This is a genomic window from Pseudomonas sp. NPDC089407, from assembly GCF_044900445.1.
Lineage (GTDB): Bacteria > Pseudomonadota > Gammaproteobacteria > Pseudomonadales > Pseudomonadaceae > Aquipseudomonas.
Genome location: NZ_JBJDNB010000005.1, coordinates 1 through 17,309 on the forward strand (window position 1 = coordinate 1; position 17,309 = coordinate 17,309).

The window sequence follows — 17,309 nt, forward strand, 5'->3', positions numbered from 1 at the left end:
TCCAGGTAGTAGGAACGCAGGCGCTCCAGGTCACCGGAGAGTTTTTCGCGGGCGTACTTGTCGTCGTTCTTGAAGAACGACAGCCAGTTGGTGGTCTTCAGCTCGAACAGCTGGCCCAGGGTGTCATCGTCGAACACGTTGTTGCCAACGATGTTGATGTGCTGAATGGCAGCGACGGTGCCTTCGTTGATCTTGATCTTCAGCGCCACACGGTTGCGCGGCTGCGGCACCACCTCGGCGTCGACCTCGGCCGAGTAGCGGCCCTGGGCCACGTACTGGCGTTGCAGCTCGTTACGCACGCCTTCGAGGGTGGCACGCTGGAAGATCTCGCCTTCGGCCAGGCCCGATTGCTTCAGGCCCTTCATCAGGTCTTCGGTGCTGATCGCCTTGTTGCCTTCGATCTCGATGCTCGACACCGACGGGCGCTCGACCACGTTGATGATCAGCACATTGCCATCGCGGTTCAACTGGATGTCCTGGAAGAACCCGGTCTTGAACAGGGAACGGGTCGAGTCCACCAGGCGGCGGTCATCGGCCTGATCGCCAACGTTCAGCGGCAGGGCACCGAACACGCTGCCGGCGGAAACCCGCTGCAGGCCGTTGACGCGAATATCGGAGATGGTGAAGGACTCGGCGTGAACTTCAGCGATCATCAGTGCGGACATGACCGCAGTTAGCAGCAGACGTTTCATGAAGTCCTTTTATTCCAACTGGCAATAAACAACCCGCTGCAGCAAAACGGCAGCAGGTTCGCAATTGAGCGAAGCTTTATAGTCGACCCAGATCGTTGATCAGGGCGAGCAACATCACCCCTATGACCAAACTGATACCGATCTGGACCCCCCAACCTTGCACCCGATCCGACAGCGGACGACCGCGCGCCCACTCGACCAGGTAAAACAGCAAATGCCCCCCATCCAGTACAGGAATGGGCAGCAGGTTAAGAACCCCCAGGCTTATGCTCAGGTAGGCCAGGAAATTCAGGAAATCCCCCACGCCGGACTGGGCTGAAGCGCCCGCCACTTTAGCAATGGTTATCGGTCCACTCAAGTTTTTTACCGAGAGCTCCCCGAACAGCATTTTCTTCAACGATTCAAGGGTCAGCACACTCATGTTCCAAGTGCGCGACAGGCCCTCACCCACCGCATCAAGCGGGCCGTAGCTGACCTCGCGAAGCATGTCGGCAGGCCATTCGCCACCTTTTACCCCGGCACCAAGGTAGCCACCCAGAGCCTTACCCTCGCCCTTATGGGCCAGGGTCACCGGCACGTCCAGCGCCGCGCCGTCACGTTCCACGCGCACCAGCACTTCGGCATCCGGGCGGGCGCGCACACGGTCGACCACCTGCTGCCATTCGGTCACCGCCTCGCCGTCGACCGCCAGCAGCTTGTCGCCGGTTTTCAGGCCGGCAGCGGCCGCAGGCCCCTTCGGATCGATCTCGGCCAGCACAGGCGCGATCGCCGGGCGCCAAGGGCGCAGCCCCAAGGACTGGATCGGGTCAGGTTCATCTGCGCCCTTGAGCCAACTGTCGAGCTTGACCTGCAACTGGCGCTCGGCGCTCGCGCCTTCGTCGCGCACGCCAACCTGCAAGGTACCGCTTTCGCCCAGGCGACGAACCAGTTGCAGATTGACCGCCGACCAACCGTTGGTCGGTTTACCGTCGATAGAGACGATTTCCTGACCTGCGGTCAGCCCCGCCGATGCTGCCAGGCTGCCAGTATCGACAGCGCCGATGACAGGGCGGATTTGCTGAGTACCCAGCATCGCCAGTACCCAGAAGAACAGGATCGCCAGCAGGAAGTTGGCGATCGGGCCAGCCGCTACGATCGCGATACGCTGGCGCACCGACTTGCGGTTGAACGACTGCCCGGCCAACGCGGCCGGCACATCGCCTTCGCGCTCGTCGAGCATCTTCACGTAGCCGCCCAATGGAATGGCCGCCACTACGAACTCGGTGCCGTGGCGGTCATGCCAGCGCAGCAGCGGCGTGCCGAAGCCCACCGAGAAGCGCAGCACCTTGACGCCGCAGCGGCGCGCCACCCAGAAGTGGCCGAATTCGTGGAAGGTAACCAGCACACCCAAGGCCACGAGGGTGCCGATAATCATGTAGAGCGCTGTCATGTCCATCTCCGAATGATGTTCAGCGGGCCGGCTTCACGCCTGGCCCCTCATGAACCTGGGCAGGCCTGCGTCAGCGACCGTGACGCCTCAGCCACTCACGGGAACGCTCCCGGGCACGCTGGTCGGTGGCGAACACCGCATCCAGCGACGGCAGCGGCACGACGGACTCCTGATCAAGCACTTGCTCGATCATACCCGCGATTTCCGGGAAGCGGATACGCCGCTCGAGAAATGCTTCGACCGCCACTTCGTTGGCCGCATTGAGCACGGCAGGTGCGCTGTTGCCGGCCTCGGCTGCCTGCCGAGCCAGGCGCAGGCAAGGGAAACGTTGCTCGTCGGGCGCCTGGAAATCCAGACGGGCGATGGCGAACAGGTTCAGCGGTGCCACACCGGAATCGATCCGCTCAGGCCAGGCCAGCGCGTTGGCAATCGGCGTGCGCATGTCCGGGTTGCCCAACTGGGCCAGCACGGAGCCGTCCACATAGTCGACCAACGAGTGGATCACGCTCTGCGGATGCACCACCACTTCGACCTTGGCCGGCGCAGCATCGAACAACCAGCAGGCTTCGATCAGCTCCAGGCCCTTGTTCATCATGCTGGCCGAATCGACGGAAATCTTGCGACCCATCGACCAGTTGGGGTGCGCGCAGGCTTGCTCCGGGGTTACATCCAGCAGCGCCTCTACCGGCGTCTCACGGAACGGCCCACCCGAGGCGGTCAGCAGGATGCGGCGCACGCCCACGGCACTCAGGCCACGGGCATAGTCGCCAGGCATGCACTGGAAGATAGCGTTGTGCTCGCTGTCGATCGGCAACAATACGGCACCATTGCGCCGTACCGCGTCCATGAACAGCGCGCCCGACATCACCAGCGCTTCCTTGTTGGCCAGCAACACCTTCTTGCCCGCCTCGACGGCTGCCAAGGTAGGGCGCAAGCCTGCAGCACCGACGATCGCCGCCATCACTGCGTCCACCTCGGCCGCCGACGCCACCTGGCACAGCCCGGCCTCGCCTTCCAGCACTTCGGTGCCACAACCGGCTGCTGCCAGGCCTGCACGCAGCCTTACGGCTGCCTCGGCACTCGGCACCACGGCGAACGCCGGGCGATGGCGCACACACAGGGCCAACAGTTCATCGACCCGCGAATAGCCACTGAGGGCGAACGCCTGGTAGCGATCAGGGTGCCGCGCAATCACGTCCAGCGTGCTCAGGCCGATGGAACCGGTGGCCCCAAGCACGGTGATACGTTGCGGGCGACTCACATCACACCCCATTCGGCAGCCCACAGCAGCACAGCGAAGATCGGGATAGCGGCAGTCAGGCTGTCGATGCGATCGAGCACGCCACCATGACCCGGCAGCAGGTTGCTGCTGTCCTTGATACCAGAGCGGCGCTTGAACATGCTCTCGGTCAGGTCACCGACCACCGAAGCCATCACCAGCAGCGCTGCGCCCAGCAGGCCCAGCAGGATCTGGCCAAAGCCCCAGTCGCGGCTGATGCCGACCCCCAGGGTAATCAGCAAGCTGACTGCCAGACCGCCATACACGCCTTCCCAGCTTTTGCCCGGGCTGACCTGCGGGGCCAGCTTGCGCTTGCCGAATGCCCGGCCAGAGAAGTAGGCGCCAATGTCGGCAGCCCACACCAGCACCATGACCGACAGGATCAGCCAGTTGCCCAATGGCCAGTGCTTGAGCAGCACCAGCCCTTGCCAGGCGGGCAGCAGCACCAGCAGGCCGATCAGCAAACGGCAGGCGGCACTGGCCCACAGCTCGCTGCTGCGCGGATAGGTAAGCACCAGCCAGGTGGCCAGCCCCCACCAGATCACCGCAGCGCCGAGCACCCAGGGCGCCAGCTCCGGAAGGATGTACAGCAGCATCAGTGCCCCGGCGACCACCACGGCATAGGCTATGCGCAGCGGTTGGGCCATCAGCCCGGCCAGGCGCGCCCACTCCCAGGCACCGAGGGTCACCACGAAGCCGATGAACAGGGCAAAGTCGCCACCGTTGAGCAGGAAGAAACCGCCCAGCGCGATCGGCAGCAGAATCAGCGCGGTAATGATGCGTTGTTTAAGCATTAAGCACGAGCTCCAGCCTCGACCTGCTCGCTGGTCTTACCAAAGCGGCGCTGGCGCGAAGCGAAATCGGCCAGGGCATTGCGCATGGCCTCGTGTTTGAAGTCCGGCCAGTACAGGTCGGAGAAATACAGCTCGGCATAGGCCAGCTGCCACAGCAGGAAATTGCTGATGCGGTGCTCGCCACCGGTACGGATGCACAGGTCCGGCAGCGGTAGCTCGCCGGTTGCCAGGCAGGTCTGCAGCAAGCCCGGGGTAATGTCTTCCGGGCGCAAGTGCCCGGCTTGCACTTCCCGCGCCAGCCGCTGGGCAGCCTGGGCGATGTCCCACTGGCCACCGTAGTTGGCGGCAATCTGCAGGATGAAACGGTTGCTGCCCGCGGTCTGGGCCTCGGCCTCACGCATGGCAGCCTGCAATTCAGGGTGGAAACGCGAACGGTCACCGATGATGCGCAGGCTGATATTGTTCTCGTTGAGGCGCTTGGCCTCACGGCGCAGGGCCGAGAAGAACAGCTCCATCAACGCACCCACCTCTTCGGCCGGGCGCTGCCAGTTTTCGCTGGAGAAGGCGAACAGGGTCAGTACCTCGACCCCGGACTTGGCACAGACTTCGATGACCGCGCGAACGGCGTCGACACCCGCCTTGTGCCCGGCAACGCCGGGCAGCAGGCGTTTTTTCGCCCAGCGGTTGTTGCCATCCATGATGATCGCGACATGACGCGGCACCGAGGACGGCGCCGCTGGCTTGGTCTTTTCCATTAAAAAACCCCGGCCTTAAACGGCCATCAGGTCCTTTTCCTTGGCCTTGTAAGCAGCGTCGACGTCAGCGATGAACTTGTCGGTCAGCTTCTGGATTTCGTCAGCGGCGCGACGCTCGTCGTCTTCACTGATTTCCTTGTCCTTGGTCAGCTTTTTCAGGTCGGCCATGGCGTCGCGACGCACGTTGCGCACGGCCACCTTGGCGTCCTCGGCAACACCGCTGGCCTGCTTGGTGTAGCCCTTGCGGGTTTCCTCGGTCAGGGCCGGCATCGGCACGCGGATGGTGGTACCGGCGCTCATCGGGTTCAGGCCCAGGTCGGAGTTCAGGATGGCCTTCTCGATGGCGGCACTGAGGTTTTTGTCGTGAGCGACAATTTTCAGGGTGCGGGCATCTTCGACGGAGATCGCGGCCACCTGGTTCAGCGGCATTTCGCTACCCCAGGCAGTGACCTTGACGGTATCCAGGATGCTTGGGTGAGCGCGACCGGTGCGGATTGCCGCCAGGTTGCGGCCCAAGGCCTCGAGGGACTTGGTCATGCGCTCCTGCGCGTCTTTCTTGATGTCGTTGATCATGCTTGGCCTTCCTCGATCAAAGTGCCTTCGGCGCCACCCACTACGATATTCAGCAGGGAGCCAGGCTTGTTCATGTTGAATACCCGCAACGGCATGTTGTGGTCACGGCACAGACAGATTGCGGTCAAGTCCATGACGCCGAGCTTGCGATCCAGGACCTCATCGTAGGTCAGGTGATCGAACTTCTCGGCGTGCGGGTCCTTGAATGGATCGGCAGTGTATACGCCGTCAACCTTGGTAGCCTTCAGCACCACATCTGCATCGATTTCGATGCCACGCAGACACGCTGCGGAATCGGTGGTGAAGAACGGGTTGCCGGTACCGGCGGAGAAAATTACCACATCCCCGGAGTTGAGGTGGCGAATAGCTTTGCGACGATCGTAATGATCGGTGACACCGACCATGGAAATGGCCGACATGACCAGGGCCGGGATGTTCGAGCGCTCCAGCGCGTCGCGCATGGCCAGGCCGTTCATGACGGTGGCGAGCATGCCCATGTGGTCACCGGTAACGCGGTCCATGCCGGCTGCGCTGAGCGCGGCGCCACGGAACAGGTTGCCACCGCCGATCACCAGGCCGACCTGGACACCGATCCCTACCAACTGGCCAACTTCAAGGGCCATGCGATCCAGCACCTTCGGGTCGATCCCGAAGTCTTCCGAGCCCATCAGGGCCTCGCCGCTAAGTTTGAGCAAAATGCGTTTATAGCGAGGTTGGCGTCCACTCACCTGCTGAGCCATTGCGAGTCTCTCCTGCGGCGTACTTTTAGAAAATTCGTGCGGGCTGTTTGCAGCCTGCTAACTGTAGCGTGGCACCGTTTTGGTGCCAGCGGAGAGGAAGCCGGATAAACCCCCTCTCCGTTTGACAAAGAGGCTGCGCGCGTGAGCGGGCAGCCTCTTTGGGGCGACAGACGGGGCTGTCTTACTGCTTGGCAGCAGCTACCTGAGCGGCAACTTCAGCAGCGAAGTCGTCGACTGGCTTCTCGATGCCTTCGCCAACCTTGAAGTAGGTGAAGGAAACGATTTCAGCACCGGCTTTCTTGGCCAGTTCTCCAACCTTGACTTCCGGGTTCATGACGAAGGCTTGCTCTTTCAGCGAGGCTTCGGCCTTGAACTTGGTGATACGACCGTTGATCATGTTCTCAACGATGTTTTCCGGCTTGCCGGCGATCTTGTCAGCGTTCAGCTGCAGGAAGACGCCCTTCTCGCGCTCGATGGCCTCGGCGGAGATTTCCGACGAATCCAGGAACTCCGGGTTCGAAGCTGCAACGTGCATGGCGATGTTCTTGGCCAGCTCGACGTCGCCGCCTTTCAGGACAACAACGGCACCGATCTTGTTGCCGTGCAGGTAGGCACCGACAACGTCACCCTCAACGCGCACCAGGCGACGGATGTTGACGTTCTCGCCGCACTTGGCAACCAGGGCTTCACGAGCAGCTTCACGCGAGGCGATCAGCGGAGCAGCGTCGGTCAGTTTCTGGGCGAAGGCTTCTTCGAGGCTTTCGGCAACGAAGTTCTTGAAGTCGTCTTGCAGGGCCAGGAAGTCGGTCTGCGAGTTCACTTCCAGCAGAACGGCGGATTTACCGTCGGTCTTGACCGCGATAGCGCCTTCAGCAGCGACGTTGCCAGCCTTTTTGGCGGCCTTGATGGCGCCAGAGGCACGCATGTCGTCAATGGCTTTCTCGATGTCGCCGCCGGCCTTTTCCAGGGCCTTTTTGCAATCCATCATGCCTTCGCCGGTACGCTCGCGCAGTTCTTTTACCAGCGCTGCAGTAATTGCTGCCATTTCAAAATCCTCTTGGAAAGTTTTTCAACCATTCCACCCGCTTGTCACGGGCGTTAAATTCTGCAAATCCGCTGACTTCATTCAGCAGGCCCATGATGCGGGGCCGATGCTGACAGCAGGATTTCAAGGTGGCAAAAAGGGGGCAAAGCCCCCTTTTCGCGTGCCAAGTAGACGCTAGCGCCTAATTACTCAGCAGCAGGTGCAGCCGCTTCTTCAACATAGACTTCGGTGCCGCCAGCAACGTTGTTGCGGCCGCGGATGATGGCGTCAGCCATCGAAGTCATGTACAGCTCGATAGCGCGGATGGCGTCATCGTTACCCGGGATGATGTAGTCAACACCTTCTGGGCTGCTGTTGGTATCGACAACGCCGATAACCGGGATGCCCAGCTTGTTGGCTTCGGTGATAGCAATGCGCTCGTGGTCAACGTCGATCACGAACAGGGCATCAGGCAGGCCGCCCATGTCCTTGATACCACCCAGGCTGCGGTCCAGCTTTTCCAGATCGCGCGAACGCATCAGGGCTTCTTTCTTGGTCAGCTTGGCAAAGGTGCCATCTTCGGCCTGAGTTTCCAGGTCGCGCAGACGCTTGATCGAAGCACGGATGGTTTTGTAGTTGGTCAGCATGCCGCCCAACCAGCGGTGGTCAACGTATGGCGAACCGGCACGAGCAGCTTGCTCGGCGACGATCTTGCCGGCGGAACGCTTGGTGCCGACGAACATGATCTTGTTCTTGCCCTGAGCCAGACGCTCTACGAAAGCCAGAGCTTCGTTGAACATTGGCAGGGTTTTTTCCAGGTTGATGATATGGATCTTGTTACGCGCGCCGAAAATGTACTTGCCCATTTTCGGGTTCCAGTAACGGGTCTGGTGGCCGAAGTGCACACCGGCCTTCAGCATATCGCGCATATTGACTTGGGACATGATAGTTCCTTGGTAAGTCGGGTTGGGCCTCCACGCATCCCAATGACCAACCCACGCCTGCGAACAGGACGGGGCACCCAGGTCATCGTGTCGACACGTGTGTGGGTTTGGTACTTCCGGGGTCGTCCCCGAAAGCGGCGCATTTTATACCACAGACCGCGGGCAAACGGAACCCGCATACTGTTGCGTCTGTCAGCGGCTTTTGCAGCACCCCGCCAAACAGGCCAGAATGCCCTTATAAATAGCAGCTTCAGGGTATTCGGGGCCGCTGCGCGCCCCATCGCCGGCAAGCCAGGCTCCCACAAGGGTAACGCTATTTCTGTGGGAGCTGGCTTGCCGGCGATGGGCTGCACAGCAGCCCCAATTCTGCACCGGTATCCCGACCGATTGGCGCCCTGCTCTGCTAGAATCCGGCCTTTCCCGTTTGTTCGCGCCGTGCACGGCGCCGTAGAGAGCCTGTAATGACCGTCACCATCAAGACCGCAGAAGACATCGAAAAGATGCGCATCGCTGGCCGCCTGGCCGCCGACGTGCTGGAAATGATCGAAGAACACGTCAAGCCCGGTGTCACCACCGAAGCGCTCGACCGCCTCTGCCACGACTATATCGTCAATGTCCAGCAGGCCATCCCGGCACCGCTCAACTACAAGGGCTACCCGAAGTCGATCTGCACCTCGATCAACCATGTGGTCTGCCACGGCATCCCCAATGACAAGCCGCTCAAGGACGGTGACACGCTGAACATCGACGTCACCGTGATCAAGGACGGTTACCACGGCGACACCAGCCGCATGTTCCACGTCGGCACCGTACCGGTCTGGGCCGAGCGCCTGTCCAAGGTGACCCAGGAGTGCATGTACAAGGCCATCGAACTGGTCAAGCCGGGCTGCCGCCTGGGCGACATCGGCGAAGTGATCCAGAAGCACGCGGAAAAGAACGGTTTCTCGGTGGTGCGTGAATTCTGCGGCCACGGCATCGGCAAGGTGTTCCACGAAGAGCCGCAGATCCTCCACTACGGCCGCGCCGGCACCGGCATGGAACTGAAAGAAGGCATGGCCTTCACCATCGAGCCGATGATCAACCAGGGCAAGGCCGACACCAAGGTGCTGGGCGACGGCTGGACCGCCATCACCAAGGACCGCAAGCTCTCGGCCCAGTGGGAACACACCTTGGTGGTGACCGCGACCGGCTACGAGATCTTCACCCTGCGCAAGGACGACACCATCCCGCGCACTTCGGCCTGATCGCACCCCGACAGGCCACCCCCACGACAGGAACGTGACGCGATGCCCCAGGTGGATCCCGAGCTGTTCGACCGCGGCCAGTTCCAGGCGGAACTGGCGCTCAAGGCGAGCCCTATCGCCGCCTTCAAGAAAGCCATCCGCCTGGCCGGCGAGGTGCTCGACAAGCGTTTTCGCGCCGGCAGCGAAATCCGCCCGCTGATCGAGGCCCGCGCCTGGCTGGTCGACAATATTCTGCAACAGGCCTGGAACCAGTTCGACTGGGGCGACCCGAACGGCATCGCCCTGGTCGCGGTGGGTGGCTACGGGCGCGGCGAACTGCACCCGCACTCGGACATCGACCTGCTGATCCTGCTGGGTGCCGCCGAGCACGAGCAGTACCGCGACGCCATCGAGCGTTTCCTGACCCTGCTGTGGGACATCGGCCTGGAAGTGGGCCAAAGCGTGCGCACCGTCGACGAGTGCGCCGAGCAGGCCCGCGCCGACCTGACGGTGATCACCAACCTGATGGAAAGCCGCACCATTGCCGGCCCCGAGGCCTTGCGCCAGCGCATGCTGGAAGTGACCAGCACCGCGCATATGTGGCCGAGCAAGGAGTTCTTCCTGGCCAAGCGCGCCGAGCTCAAGGCCCGCCACCACAAGTACAACGATACCGAATACAACCTCGAACCCAACGTCAAGGGTTCGCCCGGCGGCCTGCGCGACATCCAGACCGTCCTGTGGGTAGCCCGCCGCCAGTACGGCACCCTCAACCTGCACGCACTGGCCGGCGAAGGCTTTTTGCTGGAAAGCGAGAACGAACTGCTGGCGTCGTCCCAGGACTTCCTGTGGAAGGTGCGCTACGCCCTGCACATGCTGGCCGGGCGCTCTGAGGACCGCTTGCTGTTCGACCACCAGCGCAGCCTGGCCGCGCTGCTGGGCTACAGCGACGAAAACCCCAAGCGGGCGATCGAGCAGTTCATGACCCAGTACTACCGGGTGGTGATGAGCATCAGCCAGTTGTGCGACCTGATCATCCAGCACTTCGAAGAAGTCATCCTCGCCGACGAGGAAAGCGGCAGCACCCAGCCACTGAACGCACGCTTCCGCCTGCATGACGGTTATATCGAGGCCGCCAACCCGAACGTGTTCAAGCGCACCCCGTTCGCCATGCTGGAGATCTTCGTGCTGATGGCCCAGCACCCGGAGATCAAGGGTGTACGTGCCGATACCGTGCGCCTGCTGCGCGAGCACCGGCACCTGATCGACGACACCTTCCGCACCGATATCCGCAACACCAGCCTGTTCATCGAGCTGTTCAAGTGCGAAATCGGCATCCACCGCAACCTGCGGCGGATGAACCGCTACGGCATTCTTGGCCGCTACTTGCCGGAGTTCGGCCTGATCGTCGGGCAGATGCAGCACGACCTGTTCCACATCTATACAGTCGATGCTCACACCCTCAACCTCATCAAGCACCTGCGCAAGCTGCAATACACCCCGGTGTCCGAGAAATTCCCGCTGGCCAGCAAGCTTATGGGGCGCCTGCCCAAGCCCGAGCTGATCTACCTGGCCGGCCTGTACCACGACATCGGCAAGGGCCGCCAGGGCGACCACTCGGAGATCGGTGCCGTTGACGCGCAGAAGTTCTGCGAACGTCACCAACTGCCGGCCTGGGACAGCCGGCTGATTGTGTGGCTGGTGCTGAACCACCTGGTGATGTCGACCACTGCCCAGCGCAAGGACTTGTCCGACCCGCAGGTGATCAACGACTTTGCCCTGCACGTAGGCGATGAAACGCGCCTGGATTACCTGTACGTGCTGACCGTGGCCGACATCAATGCCACCAACCCCAGCCTGTGGAACTCGTGGCGCGCCAGCCTGCTGCGCCAGCTTTACAGCGAAACCAAGCGCGCCCTGCGCCGCGGCCTGGAAAACCCGCTGGACCGCGAAGAACAGATCCGCCAGACCCAGTCGGCAGCACTGGATATCCTGGTGCGCGAGGGCACCGACCCGGACGATGTCGAACAGTTGTGGTCGCAACTGGGCGATGACTACTTCCTCAAGCACACCGCCGCCGACGTGGCCTGGCACAGTGACGCCATCCTGCAGCAGCCGGCCGATGGCGGGCCACTGGTGCTGATCAAGGAGACCACCCAGCGCGAGTTCGAGGGCGGTACGCAAATCTTCATCTATGCCCCCGACCAGCACGATTTCTTTGCCGTGACGGTGGCGGCCATGTCGCAGCTGAACCTGAACATTCACGATGCGCGAATTATCACCTCGAGCAGCCAGTTCACCCTCGACACCTACATCGTGCTGGACAACGATGGCGGCTCGATCGGCGATAACCCGCAGCGGGTGCGGCAGATTCGCGACGGCCTGACCGAGGCGCTGCGCAACCCCGAGGACTACCCGACGATCATCCAGCGCCGGGTACCGCGCCAGCTCAAGCACTTCAACTTCCCGCCGCAGGTGACCATCCTCAACGATGCCCAGCGGCCGGTCACCATCCTCGAGATCACCGCCCCCGACCGCCCGGGTCTGCTGGCCCGGCTGGGGCGGATATTCCTGGAGTTCGACCTGTCGCTGCAGAACGCCAAGATCGCCACCCTGGGCGAGCGGGTGGAGGACGTGTTCTTCATCACCGATGCCAACAACCAGCCGCTGTCCGACCCGCAACTGTGCAGCCGCCTGCAGGAAGCCATCGTGCAGCAGCTGCAGGCCGGCCAAGGGAGCGACACCAGCCCGACCCGCGTGACCTTTTAACGATTAGACGATTGACGAGACCTTGCGCCGATGAACCATGCCTTGACCCAGCTTCAGCCCTACCCGTTCGAAAAGCTCCGCGCCCTGCTGGGCACCGTGAAGCCTGCGGCGGACAAACGCGCCATCGCCCTGTCGATCGGTGAGCCGAAGCACGCATCGCCGGCGTTCGTCGCCCAGGCCATGGCCGACAACCTCGACAAGCTGGCGGTGTACCCCAGCACCATCGGCCTGCCGGCCCTGCGCCAGGCCATCGGCCAGTGGTGCGAGCGGCGTTTTGGCGTGCCGGCTGGCTGGCTGGATGCCGACCGCCACATCCTGCCGGTCAATGGCACCCGCGAAGCGCTGTTCGCCTTCACCCAGGCCGTGGTCAACCGCGCCGACGATGGCCTGGTGGTCAGCCCCAACCCGTTCTATCAAATTTACGAAGGCGCAGCGTTGCTGGCCGGTGCTACCCCGCACTACCTGCCGTGCCTGGAAAACAACGGTTTCAACCCGGACTTCGACGCCGTGCCGGCCGATGTGTGGCAACGTTGCCAGATTCTGTTCCTGTGCTCGCCAGGCAACCCGACGGGCGCGCTGGTGCCGATGGATACCCTGAAAAAGCTGATTGCCCTGGCCGACGAACACGACTTCGTGATTGCTGCCGACGAGTGCTACAGCGAGTTGTACTTTGACGAAGACGCGCCGCCGCCTGGCCTGCTGACTGCCTGCGCCGAGCTGGGCCGCAGCGACTTCAAGCGCTGCGTGGTGTTCCACAGCCTGTCCAAGCGCTCCAACCTGCCGGGACTGCGCTCGGGCTTTGTCGCCGGCGATGCCGAGATCATCAAGCCGTTCCTGCTGTACCGCACCTACCACGGCTGCGCCATGCCGGTGCAAACCCAGCTGGCCAGCATCGCCGCCTGGCAGGACGAGGCGCATGTGCGTGAAAACCGCGACCAGTACCGCGCCAAGTACGATGCCGTGCTCGACATTCTGCAACCGGTGCTGGACGTGCAACGCCCGGACGGCAGCTTCTACCTGTGGGCCAAGGTGCCGGGTGGCGATGCCGAGTTCACCCGCGACCTGTTCGAGGCCCAGCATGTAACGGTGGTACCAGGGTCGTACCTGTCGCGTGAGGTGGGTGGCGTGAACCCGGGTGCCGGGCGGGTGCGCATGGCCCTGGTTGCACCGCTGGCCGAGTGCATCGAGGCGGCGGAGCGGATTCGCGCATTCCTGCAAACCCTCTGACAGCATCGGGGGGCGCTTTGCGCCCCTTTCGCGACACAAGGCCGCTCCTACAGGGGTACGCGAAATACCTGTAGGAGCGGCCTTGTGTCGCGATCGGGCTGCAAAGCAGCCCCCAGCGATCTATTTGACTGACCCCAGGTTCGCCTCACTCATATCCAGCTCACCCAGCACTTGGCGTACCACTTCATCCCCCACCAAATGCTGGCGATGCAGGTTATACAGCTCCAGCCGCTGCGCCCTAAGCGCCCGCAGTCGCAAACGCCGCTCCAGCAAGTCCATCTGCTCCGCCAGGGCCTTGGCCTCGGCACTGTCGTTATAGCTGTCCAGCTCATCCCGGTATTCCGCCATCAACCGTGCCTTCAGCTCGGTCGCCAGGGTCGCCTGCGCGGCATCCTGCGGGGCATTGCTGTCGATCACCTCCTCTGCCTCCAGAGCATGGATCGCCGCCTCCGCCGTGCGCCGCCAGGCTTCCTGCACTTCCTGTTGCAAGCGTTCATCCGGGCTCTTGGTTACCCCTCGCAGCAGCAGCGGCAAAGCGATACAGGCACTGACCAACGACAGCAGAATCACCCCGGCAGCAATGAAGATCAGCAAGTCCCGCTCCGGGAAGGCCTTGCCCGCGCCCATCAGCAGCGGCACCGACATCACACCGGCCAGGGTCACTGCACCGCGCACCCCGCCCAGGGTCAGCAGCCAGCAGGAGCGCGCAGTAGGCATCAGCACCAGCGCCGGCTTGCCGCGCCAGCGCCGCACCACACCGATCGAGCGCCAGATGCTCTGTACCCAGATGAACCGCAGCAGGATCAGCGCCGCAAAGATCGCTACGACATCCAGGCAGCGGTAGGCCAGGGTGGGCCACACGGTCGCTTCGTGGCTGACCACGGCCTTGATGATGTCTGGCAGCTGCAGGCCCAGTAGCAGAAAGATCAGCCCGTTGAAGGCGAATTCCAGCAACGACCACACGCTGCGGTTGAGCAGGCGGGTGCTGGTCTGGCGTGGCAGCAGGTCGAGCCAGCTTTGCATCATGCCCGCCGCTACCGCCGAGAGAATGCCCGACACGCCAAGGCGCTCGGCCAGCACATAGGCGGCAAACGGCAATAGCAGCATGAACACCACATGGGTGGCCGGGTCATCCCAGCCACGGGCGATCATCCACGCGCGCAGGCGGCCGATCAGCCAGCTCAGCGCCACCCCCACCGCCAGCCCACCCAGTGCAACCAGAACGAAGCTGAAACTGGCGTCGGCCAGCGAGAACACCCCGGTGATCGCTGCCGCCAGGGCAAACTTGAAGGTCACCAGGCCCGACGCGTCGTTCATCAGCGCCTCGCCCTGCAGCATGTGCATCAGCGGGGTGGGCAGACGGTCCTGGGTAATCGCAGAAACGGCCACAGCGTCGGTCGGCGACAGCACTGCGGCCAGGGCAAAGGCCACTGGCAGCGGAATGCTCGGCATCAGCCAGTGGATGAAGTAGCCGGCGCCGACCACGGTAAACAACACCAGGCCCACGGCCAGCGCCACCACCGGCCCGCGTATGCGCCACAGTTCGCGCTTGGGAATGCGCCAGCCGTCGGCAAACAGCAGCGGCGGCAGGAAAAGGAACAGGAACAGCTCAGGGTCCAGGGCCACATGCAGGCCCAGCGTCGGCCACGCCAGCAAGGCGCCAGCCGCAATCTGCACCAGCGGCAAGGGCAGCGGAATCATGCGGCCGACCAGCTTCGACACGCTGACCAGCGTCAGCAGGATGAGGACGGTGTAGGCGGACTGCATCCGGTAAGGCTTCCTTTTTGAACCAGAAACGACAACAGGGCGAAACATCGCCATTGAAACAATATGTTAGCGGCGATCGGCGAGTTGGGGCCGCTGCACGATAGTCGCAGGTGGCTGGGGAATATGTAACATCATGATACTAGCGCCTGGTGGGTTGTGCAGGTTCGGACCCGGCTTGGCCTGGAGGTACATGCCTTGGGTGCTTTGGGGCTGCTGACATCGTGCGCCGCCCGCGCGGCGCTTCGCGGGGCAAGCCCGCTCCCACAGTCTGTTTCGGGCCAGTCACTCCAGTGCGGTCTCCACTGTCCGCCTTGGTGCATGACTGGAGACAGGTTGAACGGCGTCAGCGCCCACCAAGATATCTTGCCATGCCAACAAGGCGGGCCCTGATGGCTTCACAGGAGCAATTGGTCCGAAACAGACTGTGGGAGCGGGCTTGCCCCGCGAAGCGCCGCGCGGGCGGCGCTCGATCTCATAGGCGCCACAACTCCCAAGGCAAGCACCTCTCACAAGCACTGAAAACCTCAAGACATGCACACCCCGTGGCGCTCATACAATCGTTCCCGCATAATCCCGCGACTGACATCGAAAAACGGAGAGATTGGGGCAACCTGTGATCCCCAATGCACACAATGACCTACACGCTCTACGGCATCAAAGCTTGCGACACCATGAAAAAGGCACGTACCTGGCTCGAAGACCAGGCCATCGCCTACGAATTCCATGATTACAAAACCCAAGGCATCGACCGTGACAGCCTGAACCGCTGGTGCGACGAACACGGCTGGGAAGTCATCCTCAACCGTGCCGGCACCACCTTCCGCAAGCTGGACGACGCCAGCAAGGCAGACCTCGACCAGGCCAAGGCCGTCGAGTTGATGCTGGCCCAGCCGTCGATGATCAAGCGCCCGGTGCTCGACCTTGGCGCGCGTACCCTGGTCGGCTTCAAGCCCGACCTGTACGCCGCTGCCCTGGCCTGAAGCCCTTACCCTATTTCGCACGAGGTAATCACATGTCCAATACCCTGTTCAGCCTGGCCTTCGGTGTCGGCTCCCAGAACCGCCAGGGCGCCTGGCTGGAAGTGTTCTACGCACAACCCCTGCTCAACCCGAGCGCCGAACTGGTTGCCGCAGTAGCCCCTGTTCTCGGTTACGAAGGTGGCAACCAGGCCATTGCCTTCAGCAATGCCCAGGCCGCACAACTGGCCGAAGCCCTGAAAGGCGTCGACGCTGCCCAGGCCGCCCTGCTGACCCGCCTGGCCGAAAGCCACAAGCCGCTGGTCGCCACCCTGCTGGCCGAAGACGCCGCGCTGAGCTCGACCCCCGAGGCTTACCTCAAGCTGCACCTGCTGTCGCACCGCCTGGTCAAGCCGCACGGCGTGAGCCTGGCCGGCATCTTCCCGCTGCTGCCGAACGTGGCCTGGACCAACCAGGGCGCAGTCGACCTGGGCGAGCTGGCCGAACTGCAACTGGAAGCGCGCCTGAAGGGCGAGCTGCTGGAAGTGTTCTCGGTGGACAAGTTCCCGAAAATGACCGACTACGTGGTCCCGGCCGGCGTGCGTATCGCCGACACCGCCCGTGTGCGCCTGGGCGCCTACATCGGCGAAGGCACCACCATCATGCACGAAGGCTTCGTCAACTTTAACGCTGGCACCGAAGGCCCGGGCATGATCGAAGGCCGCGTTTCTGCTGGCGTATTCGTCGGCAAAGGCTCGGACCTGGGCGGCGGCTGCTCGACCATGGGCACCCTGTCCGGTGGCGGCAACATCGTCATCAAGGTTGGCGAAGGCTGCCTGATCGGCGCCAACGCCGGTATCGGCATCCCGCTGGGTGACCGCAACACCGTCGAAGCCGGCCTGTACATCACCGCGGGCACCAAGGTGAACCTGCTGGACGAGAACAACGAGCTGGTCAAAGTGGTCAAGGCCCGTGACCTGGCCGGCCAGACCGACCTGCTGTTCCGCCGCAACTCGCTGAACGGTGCGGTGGAGTGCAAGACCCACAAGTCGGCCATCGAGCTGAACGAAGCCCTGCACGCGCACAACTGAGAACCTTACCGGGTTTGAGGTGTTAAGATCGGGTCTGGCGCCAACGCGC

The 17,309-nt window shown here is 62.8% G+C and carries 15 protein-coding genes; 5 read left to right on the forward strand and 10 right to left on the reverse strand.

What is annotated here, in order from left to right; genetic code table 11:
* The 9 genes from ACI2KG_RS05580 to rpsB form a co-directional block, all read right to left on the reverse strand.
* The coding region (locus tag ACI2KG_RS05580) for a POTRA domain-containing protein (protein WP_404661151.1) at positions 1-692 on the reverse strand (692 nt) is incomplete at its 3' end.
* Between the two features lie 76 nt (positions 693-768).
* Positions 769-2,121: an RIP metalloprotease RseP gene (gene rseP / locus ACI2KG_RS05585; protein WP_404661153.1), complete on the reverse strand. Its 1,353-nt coding sequence runs from the start codon at positions 2,119-2,121 to the stop codon at positions 769-771.
* A gap of 70 nt (positions 2,122-2,191) precedes the next feature.
* Positions 2,192-3,382, reverse strand: a complete 1,191-nt coding sequence (gene ispC, locus ACI2KG_RS05590) for a 1-deoxy-D-xylulose-5-phosphate reductoisomerase (RefSeq protein ID WP_404661154.1) — start codon at positions 3,380-3,382, stop codon at positions 2,192-2,194.
* The gene (locus ACI2KG_RS05595; protein WP_404661155.1) at positions 3,379-4,194 is read right to left on the reverse strand and encodes a phosphatidate cytidylyltransferase; all 816 of its coding nucleotides are present in this window, start codon (positions 4,192-4,194) and stop codon (positions 3,379-3,381) included. Before ACI2KG_RS05595 ends, ispC begins: the two co-directional genes overlap by 4 nt.
* The gene (gene uppS / locus ACI2KG_RS05600) at positions 4,194-4,949 is read right to left on the reverse strand and encodes a polyprenyl diphosphate synthase (protein ID WP_201203082.1); all 756 of its coding nucleotides are present in this window, start codon (positions 4,947-4,949) and stop codon (positions 4,194-4,196) included. The genes ACI2KG_RS05595 and uppS overlap by 1 nt, the downstream gene beginning before the upstream one ends.
* 15 nt (positions 4,950-4,964) lie before the next feature.
* On the reverse strand, positions 4,965-5,522 hold the full coding sequence (frr, locus tag ACI2KG_RS05605) for a ribosome recycling factor (protein WP_400615714.1): 558 nt from the start codon (positions 5,520-5,522) through the stop codon (positions 4,965-4,967).
* Entirely contained in the window at positions 5,519-6,262 is a 744-nt protein-coding gene (gene pyrH / locus ACI2KG_RS05610; protein ID WP_136916302.1) for a UMP kinase, read from the reverse strand. Before pyrH ends, frr begins: the two co-directional genes overlap by 4 nt.
* 181 nt (positions 6,263-6,443) lie before the next feature.
* Complete coding sequence (gene tsf, locus ACI2KG_RS05615) at positions 6,444-7,307, reverse strand: translation elongation factor Ts (RefSeq protein WP_012270835.1); 864 nt, start codon at positions 7,305-7,307, stop codon at positions 6,444-6,446.
* A gap of 185 nt (positions 7,308-7,492) precedes the next feature.
* Positions 7,493-8,230, reverse strand: a complete 738-nt coding sequence (rpsB, locus tag ACI2KG_RS05620) for a 30S ribosomal protein S2 (RefSeq protein ID WP_016501167.1) — start codon at positions 8,228-8,230, stop codon at positions 7,493-7,495.
* 461 nt (positions 8,231-8,691) lie between these two features.
* Between rpsB and map the strand changes: the two genes are divergently transcribed.
* The 3 genes from map to dapC are packed head-to-tail and all read left to right on the forward strand — an operon-like array spanning position 8,692 to position 13,446.
* The gene (gene map, locus ACI2KG_RS05625) at positions 8,692-9,474 is read left to right on the forward strand and encodes a type I methionyl aminopeptidase (RefSeq protein WP_404661156.1); all 783 of its coding nucleotides are present in this window, start codon (positions 8,692-8,694) and stop codon (positions 9,472-9,474) included.
* A gap of 42 nt (positions 9,475-9,516) precedes the next feature.
* Positions 9,517-12,219, forward strand: a complete 2,703-nt coding sequence (locus ACI2KG_RS05630) for a [protein-PII] uridylyltransferase (RefSeq protein WP_404661157.1) — start codon at positions 9,517-9,519, stop codon at positions 12,217-12,219.
* A gap of 30 nt (positions 12,220-12,249) precedes the next feature.
* Complete coding sequence (gene dapC / locus ACI2KG_RS05635; RefSeq protein ID WP_404661158.1) at positions 12,250-13,446, forward strand: succinyldiaminopimelate transaminase; 1,197 nt, start codon at positions 12,250-12,252, stop codon at positions 13,444-13,446.
* A gap of 120 nt (positions 13,447-13,566) precedes the next feature.
* On the opposite strand, the gene ACI2KG_RS05640 is transcribed toward dapC, so the two are convergent.
* On the reverse strand, positions 13,567-15,213 hold the full coding sequence (locus tag ACI2KG_RS05640; protein ID WP_404661159.1) for a Na+/H+ antiporter: 1,647 nt from the start codon (positions 15,211-15,213) through the stop codon (positions 13,567-13,569).
* A 632-nt stretch (positions 15,214-15,845) separates the two neighbouring features.
* Between ACI2KG_RS05640 and ACI2KG_RS05645 the strand changes: the two genes are divergently transcribed.
* Entirely contained in the window at positions 15,846-16,193 is a 348-nt protein-coding gene (locus ACI2KG_RS05645) for an ArsC family reductase (RefSeq protein ID WP_075043977.1), read from the forward strand.
* A gap of 32 nt (positions 16,194-16,225) precedes the next feature.
* A complete protein-coding gene (dapD, locus tag ACI2KG_RS05650) occupies positions 16,226-17,260 on the forward strand; it encodes a 2,3,4,5-tetrahydropyridine-2,6-dicarboxylate N-succinyltransferase (protein WP_004574732.1) in 1,035 nt (344 codons plus the stop codon).
* Positions 17,261-17,309: the final 49 nt, after the last annotated feature.

Excerpts from the sequence above, each read along its gene's own strand:
- rseP (WP_404661153.1), bottom strand. The coding sequence starts at position 2,121 with ATGACAGCGCTCTACATGATTATCGGCACCCTCGTGGCCTTGGGTGTG.
- ACI2KG_RS05595 (WP_404661155.1), bottom strand. The coding sequence starts at position 4,194 with ATGCTTAAACAACGCATCATTACCGCGCTGATTCTGCTGCCGATCGCG.
- uppS (WP_201203082.1), bottom strand. The coding sequence starts at position 4,949 with ATGGAAAAGACCAAGCCAGCGGCGCCGTCCTCGGTGCCGCGTCATGTC.
- frr (WP_400615714.1), bottom strand. The coding sequence starts at position 5,522 with ATGATCAACGACATCAAGAAAGACGCGCAGGAGCGCATGACCAAGTCC.
- pyrH (WP_136916302.1), bottom strand. The coding sequence starts at position 6,262 with ATGGCTCAGCAGGTGAGTGGACGCCAACCTCGCTATAAACGCATTTTG.
- tsf (WP_012270835.1), bottom strand. The coding sequence starts at position 7,307 with ATGGCAGCAATTACTGCAGCGCTGGTAAAAGAACTGCGCGAGCGTACC.
- rpsB (WP_016501167.1), bottom strand. The coding sequence starts at position 8,230 with ATGTCCCAAGTCAATATGCGCGATATGCTGAAGGCCGGTGTGCACTTC.
- map (WP_404661156.1), top strand. The coding sequence starts at position 8,692 with ATGACCGTCACCATCAAGACCGCAGAAGACATCGAAAAGATGCGCATC.
- ACI2KG_RS05630 (WP_404661157.1), top strand. The coding sequence starts at position 9,517 with ATGCCCCAGGTGGATCCCGAGCTGTTCGACCGCGGCCAGTTCCAGGCG.
- dapC (WP_404661158.1), top strand. The coding sequence starts at position 12,250 with ATGAACCATGCCTTGACCCAGCTTCAGCCCTACCCGTTCGAAAAGCTC.
- ACI2KG_RS05640 (WP_404661159.1), bottom strand. The coding sequence starts at position 15,213 with ATGCAGTCCGCCTACACCGTCCTCATCCTGCTGACGCTGGTCAGCGTG.
- ACI2KG_RS05645 (WP_075043977.1), top strand. The coding sequence starts at position 15,846 with ATGACCTACACGCTCTACGGCATCAAAGCTTGCGACACCATGAAAAAG.
- dapD (WP_004574732.1), top strand. The coding sequence starts at position 16,226 with ATGTCCAATACCCTGTTCAGCCTGGCCTTCGGTGTCGGCTCCCAGAAC.